The organism is Paracoccus marinaquae (assembly GCF_018860165.1).
GTDB classification, from domain to species: domain Bacteria; phylum Pseudomonadota; class Alphaproteobacteria; order Rhodobacterales; family Rhodobacteraceae; genus Paracoccus; species Paracoccus marinaquae.
The window spans coordinates 21,495-27,871 of sequence record NZ_JAHKNG010000043.1 but is presented as its reverse complement, the minus strand read 5'-3'; the positions used below and the strand labels follow the sequence as shown (position 1 = coordinate 27,871).

Below are 6,377 nucleotides of genomic sequence, written 5' to 3'. Positions count from 1 at the left end.
CGAGACGGCGAAAAAGAAACGAAAGGAGACATCTGCATTGACGCCAACATGACGCGCAGAACATAACAACCGGGTGGGTCAGATCTCGGTGACAATGCCGGGTCAATTCTCAGTGGCAATCAACAGCTGCGCGATATGGGCGTGATGCATTAGCGGTCCTCCCCGGGTTTGGCATCATCATCGTTGGTCTCGTCGGCATCCGAGTCGTCATTGCTGCGATCACCCGCCGCGTCGCCTTCCTCGGACCCCGCCTCACCTTTCGGCCCCTGCGCGGGCGATCCCGGGCGGCGGAAATCGAGGCCCAGCGCGGCCTCGCGCTTGCGTTCCGTCGCGATCTCGCGGTCGACTTGTTCGGCGTCATAGCCCCGCTCGGAAATCGCTTGGCTGCGGGATTTGAGGCCCGCCTCGATCTGCAGGATCTCGGCCGAGGCGTCCTTCATCGGATCTACCCAATCCCAGCGCGTCGGCAGCCAGCTGACCGCCTGGTATGTGCGGCGGTCGCGGTCATAGCCGGGCAGGTCGATGGATTTGGACAGCACCGCCAGTTCAATCCAGCGCTGCCAGACCGGGCGGCAGAGCTGATGGACGATCACGCTGTGCTGGATCGCCGAGACGCGGCGGCGGAAGTCCAGCAGCGCGACGCGGGTGTTGGAAAAGTTGCCGCGTGCCGCATCGCCGGTCAGATAGGGATAGGGAATGCCCAGCGCCGCCGCGATCTGCAGCAGGGTCCTGTATTGGAACGGCTCATAGGTCGATCCCGAGTCTGGTGTGGCCGGGGTCGAAACATCCTCGCCCGGATCGAGACGGACGACCTGGCCCGGTTCGACCTCCAGATCCTCATCAGTCGGTTGCAGCGGGGTTTCCGGGGCGGGCGAGGTGATGAACATCGCGAACATCGCCGCCGTCTTCTTCCGCTCCAGCTCGGCATCGTCATAAAGATCCAGCGTGAACAGCTTGACGATGGCCGGGGCGAAGCGCGAGACGCCGCGCAACTGTCCGGCCTCGACCGGATCGAGGACGTGAATGATGTCGCCGGCGGGTACGCGGACCGTCTCGCCGACAAGCCCCGGATCGGTCATGTCGCCCGGGTGACGGCGCAGCAGGTGATAGGCCACGCGCCGGCCGATCCCGTCGAACTCGATGCCCTGACGGATCGTGCCTCCGCCGGGCAGTTCGCGGTTCAGATCCATCGGCAGCATTTCCGAGGGCAGCATCTGCAGCTGCAGCGGCACCGACAGTCCGTCCTCGGGTCGGCGCGGGCGCAGGCGCAGAAATACTTCCCCCGCCAGAAACAGTTCCCGCGCGGCGCGGCGCTGCAACCCGTAGAAATCGGTCAGCCCTTCGGCATCGGCCTCGTCCGTCCAGGCGAGCCAGAGTTTTTGGAGCGCCTCCTTCCGGGTTGCATCCGCAATCGAGGACGAGGGTTTGATCCCATCGCCCACGACATTGCTTGCGAAAGCTTCCACGGCGCCCGAGGCATAGCCATTGTTCCGTGCCAGCCAGCGGGCGCGGGCCGTGATGGTCTCGCCCGCGCTTGCGATCAGCGTGTTCACATGGGCGCGGGATGCCCGGAAACCGCGCAACCGGCGATGGGATTGTGCTGCATCGAACCCGCCGATGATCGCGCCCAGCCGCGCGCGGATGCCGTCGAACGCCATGGCTCAGAGCCCCTTCGTGGCCACGGTGCCCCAGTGCCGACGGCGGGTCTTCCCAGCGGCACGCGCGATCCGGGCTTCCAGATCGCTGATCGCGGCGGCCAGTTCCGTGTCCGAGCCATAGGTCAGGGTCTTGCCGTCATAGCTGACGGCGCGCAGCCCGCTGAACCGGGCTTCCTGTAGGGCCGACAGCAGAGCCCGCATCCGGTCGATTTCCATCTCTCACCTCATGAAACGCGGTGTGTAGGTTTGCCGCTTGCGGCGTGGTGTGGTTGGTGGTGCACCGGCCTGACGGGCAGGCGGGTCGGTGGTCGGTTCAGCGGCGTCGGTAGCTTTGGTCTCGGGTGCCGTGACGCCCGCCTGCGCCTCCAGTTGCCGCCACATGCGCTCGTCCCAGCGATCCGCGCCCATGATCCAGGCGGCGGCACGGGCATAGACGCGGGTGTCCAGCGCCTCGTTCCTCTCGCGCAGCTTCTGCCATTCCTGCCGGGCATAGCCGCGCTTGTTGCGCACCGTGACCAGCTGCTCGGCGACCAGCTGCTTGAGCCATTCGCTGTCGGCCCAGTCCGGCAGATGGATCATCCCCGGCGGATCGGGTTGGCCCGCCGCCCGCTCTTCATCCGTGACCCGTTCCAGCCGCAGGAAGCGATAGGTCTCGATCTTGAACGTGGCCGTGGCCACCGACCAGAGCCGGGCACCGCGCCGCAGGCGTTTGCCGCCCACCGTCGCATCGACAAATGTCGGGCCCGAGACCGGCGTTGCCCGGTTGAAGCCTTCGAGGCCCTTGACCGGCACGACCTGTTCAAAGCCCTGCGCCCGCGCCCAGGCATAGACGGCTGCTGCTTCATAGCCGGTATCGATCGCCAGCTTTGCGATGGGCATCACCGCGCCATGTGCGTGCTGCCATGTGCGGGTCAGAAGCTTCGTCAGTTCCGCCCATGCCGCCGGACTGTCCGGACCGCCGGGAATGACGATGTGATCGACAAGCCAGCTTTGTAGGCCCCGTCCCCAGGCCCAGATATCGACCTCGATGCGGTCCTTCTGAATGTCGGCCCCGGCGGTCAGGAACAGTCCGCCTTCGGGGATCTGCGCCGCGAAGACCTCGCGCCGGTCGGCCAGCCGCTGCCATTCCGGTGCCTCGCCGCGTTCGACCCAGGTCTCGCCCAGAAGCGTGTTGCGCGCCGCGCGCAGCATCTCGTCATTGCCCTGAGCGGCCAGCCATTCCCGGGCGATCTGTTCCCAGCTCTTCCAGCCGATGGGCGAATAAAGCGCCGAGAGGTGATAGCCGACATGATACGGGTCAGTTGCGACCGCCGTCGCCCGCCATTCGCCCGCTTCCAGCATGGCCGTCTTGTGATGCTCGGCGATCAGGGTATCGCAGGCGTTGCAGACATAGGCAGCGGTCTCGGGCTTGCCCTTGTCCCAACGCAGGCGCTCGAATTCCAGCCATTGCATCGCACCGCAATGCGGGCAGGGCACGAAATAGCGTCGCTGGTCGGACGCCTCGAATTCCTGCTCGATCCGGCTCAGCCCCCGGATCGTCGGCGTCGAAACCAGAAAAACCTTTCGGCGATGGGCGAAGGTGGTGCTGCGGGCCTCCGCCAGTGTCACCGGATCGCCCTCCTCGTCGGCCGAGGGCGGATAGGCGTCGATCTCGTCCAGAAACAGATAGCGTGCAGGCATGGAACGCAGGCCGGTCGCGCTGTTGGCGCCGGTCAGCACCAGAATGCCGCCCGGAAACTCTTTTGAGAGCATCGAATTCCCGGCATCGCGCGACCGCGCCGGGCTGACCCGTTCGCGCAGGGCCGGCGAATCCGTAATCAGCGGGTCGAGCCGGCCGCGCGAGGCGCGTTTCGCCATCTCGACCGTCGGCAGTACCGCCAGCATCGGGCCCGGCGCGTGATGGATCACAAAGCCGATCCAGTTGTTGCCCGCTTCGGTCGCACCGACCTGCGCGGCCTTCATGAAGCTGATCCGCTGCGCCGGATGGCCCGGCGAGAGCGCATCCATGATCTCGCGCAGATAGGGCGTCCGCGCGGTGCGATAGCGCCCCGGCTCGGCGGCGGCGCGCGAGGACAGCCAGCGATGCCTGTCCGCCCATTCCGAGACCGTCAGATCGGGATCGGGCCGGATGCCGCGCGACCAGGCGCGCAACATGTCCTCGGCGCCGTCGAAACTCAGGTCGGGGCTGTGATCATCGCTCCCATCGTCATCATTCAAGAGAAACCTTGAGATCGGCGAGGGCGGTGAGCTGGTCTCGGACATGGACTTCCAGCACCCTCTGCAGCACCCCGGTGCTGATCGTGACGGCATCTCCGGCCGCTTTCTCGGTTTCCGCTGACAGCTCCGCTGCCATGATCGCGGCGACGCGCGCGGGCCATGTCACCCAGGCATCGCGTTCCTGCCGCGCGAGACGGAAAACCAGCGTCTCGGCGCGGGCCCGGTCGACCAGCACGCCCTTCTTCTTCTGAATGGCGATCTGGCGTTCCTGCGCCTGATAGACCGTCAGCGCCGTCCGGGCCTTGAGATAGGACGAGCTGTCGCCCGGGCCGGAGATCGACGGGGCGGTGAGGTTGGCATCCGGCGTGCGTTGCGCTGCCGTTGACTGTCGCGCGGTGCCGCCCTTCGCCCGCTGCTGCTGATCAGGATCGGTTGTGGCCGCGCGCCTTGCGTCCGACGCCGCCGCGTCGATGGAGCCATCGGCGAAGAGCACCAGCCTGCCGCTCTTCCGCGCCTTCTGGATCGCCCCGCGCGACAGTCCGGCATGGGCCGCATAGGCCCGCTCGCTCATGCCCTTCATAGGTGCCACCGAAGATGATGGTGATGTGCATCAGAAAGCACTGTTATTGCTCCGAATTCTCTACACTTCAGGAGGCCCCGGAGCGATGCTGCATCAACGAAACGCAACTCCCGGAGACCGAAATGACCCGCCAAACCGCCCGCACCAATGACGCCGCCCTTGCCGCCTTTATCGCGAAGAAGACCGAAATCGACGCGATGCTGGCCCGGCTGCAGGACTTCAGCGAGGATCATTTCGGGGCAGACCCGGAGCGGTTGAACTGGGGCGATGTCGGCAGCCTCGAATATCAGGCCCACCTGCTGAAGCAGATCAGCGATTTTACATTCGGCGAGGGTGAACACGCCGCCTGACGCGCGGGCCGATAAAGACGACTGTCACGCCCCGCCGAGAGCGGGGCCCGGCTCCGTAGAAGCCGACCGTGACCTGCGGCGGCGATGCACGGAGCGAGCAATGACCAAACTCACCGACACCCAGACCCTGATCCTGACCCGCGCCAGCGCCCGGCCGGGCAGTCTCGCCCTGCCGCTGCCCGACGGGCTGCATGGTGCGGCGGCGAAGATGGCCATCGGCCGGATGATCAAGCTCGGCCTCATCGAGGAGGTCGAAGCCAATCTCCGGCACAAGGAACCGCTCTGGCGCGAGACCGGCGACGGGCATGGCACCACGTTGATCGCGACGCCCGAGGGCCTTGCGGCAGTCGGGATCGACCCGGTCGTGGTGAAAACCATGGCGGGCCTGCGGGACGCGAAGCCTGAGGCCATCGCCGCCGCCCAGCGCCCCGGCACCAAGCAGGCGCGGCTGATCGCGATGCTGCAGGCGGAGGGCGGCGCGACCATCGCCGAGATCGCCGAGGCGACGGGATGGCAGCATCATTCGATTCGTGGGGCCATTTCCGGTTCGCTGAAGAAAAAGCTGGGGCTGACCGTGACCTCCGAAAAGGTGGACGGTCGAGGAAGGATCTACAGGCTGGCACTCAGCGAATAGTGAAATCCGTGTAAAGGCGTTATCCGACTGAACGACCCCACTTTTGCGGGGGTTTCGCAGGTCGAAACAGTGATGCTGGCCGCTATTTTCTCAGGTGCCGAACGCTTGCTGGCGTTCCGGCATGCCCCAAATCGCCCGCGATAATGTTCCAAGTGCTTTTTGCCGGTCGTTAATGGAGCCCTCGTTCCAATTTGGGTAAGGTTCTATTTTTGCTACGGCACGGTCAATGCGTGTATTCGCTCCGACCTTCGGCCTTTCACTAAGTGCGCGGGTCAACAGAAGCTTTGATTGCTGATAAACCGGTCTCTTTTCGGAGTAGGGGCGGTTGCCAAGCGAAGCATTTATAGATTTTTCGGCCAGCACTAGATTGCCGAGCCTCTGCACGATGGTCGGATCGCTTATTTCTCCAAACTCCTCCAAAGCGTCGGGCGTCGGATTCTGCGGGTAGATATGTTCGATTTCGAATCCGCTGCTCATATAGTGATCGAGCCAAGCGGTGCCGGGTGTTTCGCCATAAGCATTGATATCGACCTGCTGGGACAGCTTTCCAAGGATGTATACCATTCTGTACAGTTGGAGTTTGCCCAGCTCGAGTCGCCCTATCGCATCATCGAAGCGGTTTGCCAGTGTTGCTTTCTCCTTGTCGAAGCGCTCTGAAATGAAGGTGTCGAACTGCTCCAAGGAATTTACTTTCCGAAGCTCGGTTGCCCAACGAGCAAAATTGCGTTCAAATGTTCGCGTCGGCTCACGCGTGATGACATAGCAGAAGAAGAGATTCTCGACCTCCGCCGCCAGCCGATCAAAAAGTTCTGGTTCCAGATGCCGTCCGGCAAGAAGCAAGATCAAATGCTGCCGCGCTGCAGAGCCGCCCAAAAGGCGCATATTGTCTAGGTAGCGATTGCGTTTGCCATTTTGATCGTTGCCAGACCTGAAGTTGC

7 protein-coding genes are annotated in these 6,377 nt (G+C 64.2%); 2 read left to right on the top strand and 5 right to left on the bottom strand.

Annotated elements, in window-relative coordinates:
• Positions 1-149: 149 nt before the first annotated feature.
• The 4 genes from KNW02_RS17310 to KNW02_RS17295 are packed head-to-tail and all read right to left on the bottom strand — an operon-like array spanning position 150 to position 4,455.
• Positions 150-1,658: a phage portal protein gene (locus tag KNW02_RS17310; protein WP_216034485.1), complete on the bottom strand. Its 1,509-nt coding sequence runs from the start codon at positions 1,656-1,658 to the stop codon at positions 150-152.
• Positions 1,659-1,661: 3 nt separating this feature from the next.
• Positions 1,662-1,874 (bottom strand): phage head-tail joining protein, encoded by a 213-nt coding sequence (locus KNW02_RS17305; protein ID WP_216034484.1) that lies wholly within the window; start codon positions 1,872-1,874, stop codon positions 1,662-1,664.
• Positions 1,875-1,877: 3 nt separating this feature from the next.
• Positions 1,878-3,920 (bottom strand): phage terminase large subunit family protein, encoded by a 2,043-nt coding sequence (locus KNW02_RS17300; protein ID WP_216034483.1) that lies wholly within the window; start codon positions 3,918-3,920, stop codon positions 1,878-1,880.
• Positions 3,868-4,455, bottom strand: a complete 588-nt coding sequence (locus tag KNW02_RS17295; protein WP_216034482.1) for a hypothetical protein — start codon at positions 4,453-4,455, stop codon at positions 3,868-3,870. Before KNW02_RS17295 ends, KNW02_RS17300 begins: the two co-directional genes overlap by 53 nt.
• A gap of 122 nt (positions 4,456-4,577) precedes the next feature.
• Here KNW02_RS17295 and KNW02_RS17290 point away from each other — a divergent pair, with 122 nt between their 5' ends.
• Positions 4,578-4,805 carry a hypothetical protein gene (locus tag KNW02_RS17290; protein ID WP_101459036.1) on the top strand — a complete coding sequence of 76 codons (228 nt, stop codon included), beginning with the start codon at positions 4,578-4,580 and terminating at the stop codon, positions 4,803-4,805.
• Positions 4,806-4,905: 100 nt separating this feature from the next.
• Positions 4,906-5,439 carry a DUF3489 domain-containing protein gene (locus KNW02_RS17285; RefSeq protein WP_216034481.1) on the top strand — a complete coding sequence of 178 codons (534 nt, stop codon included), beginning with the start codon at positions 4,906-4,908 and terminating at the stop codon, positions 5,437-5,439.
• A 90-nt stretch (positions 5,440-5,529) separates the two neighbouring features.
• Here the strand turns inward: KNW02_RS17285 and KNW02_RS17280 are convergent, their stop codons facing one another.
• Complete coding sequence (locus KNW02_RS17280) at positions 5,530-6,321, bottom strand: HNH endonuclease family protein (protein ID WP_216034480.1); 792 nt, start codon at positions 6,319-6,321, stop codon at positions 5,530-5,532.
• Between the last annotated feature and the right edge of the window lie 56 nt (positions 6,322-6,377).

Coding starts and splice junctions, on each gene's coding strand:
- KNW02_RS17295 (WP_216034482.1), bottom strand. CDS start 4,455: ATGAAGGGCATGAGCGAGCGGGCCTATGCGGCCCATGCCGGACTGTCG.
- KNW02_RS17300 (WP_216034483.1), bottom strand. CDS start 3,920: ATGTCCGAGACCAGCTCACCGCCCTCGCCGATCTCAAGGTTTCTCTTG.
- KNW02_RS17280 (WP_216034480.1), bottom strand. CDS start 6,321: ATGCGCCTTTTGGGCGGCTCTGCAGCGCGGCAGCATTTGATCTTGCTT.
- KNW02_RS17290 (WP_101459036.1), top strand. CDS start 4,578: ATGACCCGCCAAACCGCCCGCACCAATGACGCCGCCCTTGCCGCCTTT.
- KNW02_RS17305 (WP_216034484.1), bottom strand. CDS start 1,874: ATGGAAATCGACCGGATGCGGGCTCTGCTGTCGGCCCTACAGGAAGCC.
- KNW02_RS17285 (WP_216034481.1), top strand. CDS start 4,906: ATGACCAAACTCACCGACACCCAGACCCTGATCCTGACCCGCGCCAGC.
- KNW02_RS17310 (WP_216034485.1), bottom strand. CDS start 1,658: ATGGCGTTCGACGGCATCCGCGCGCGGCTGGGCGCGATCATCGGCGGG.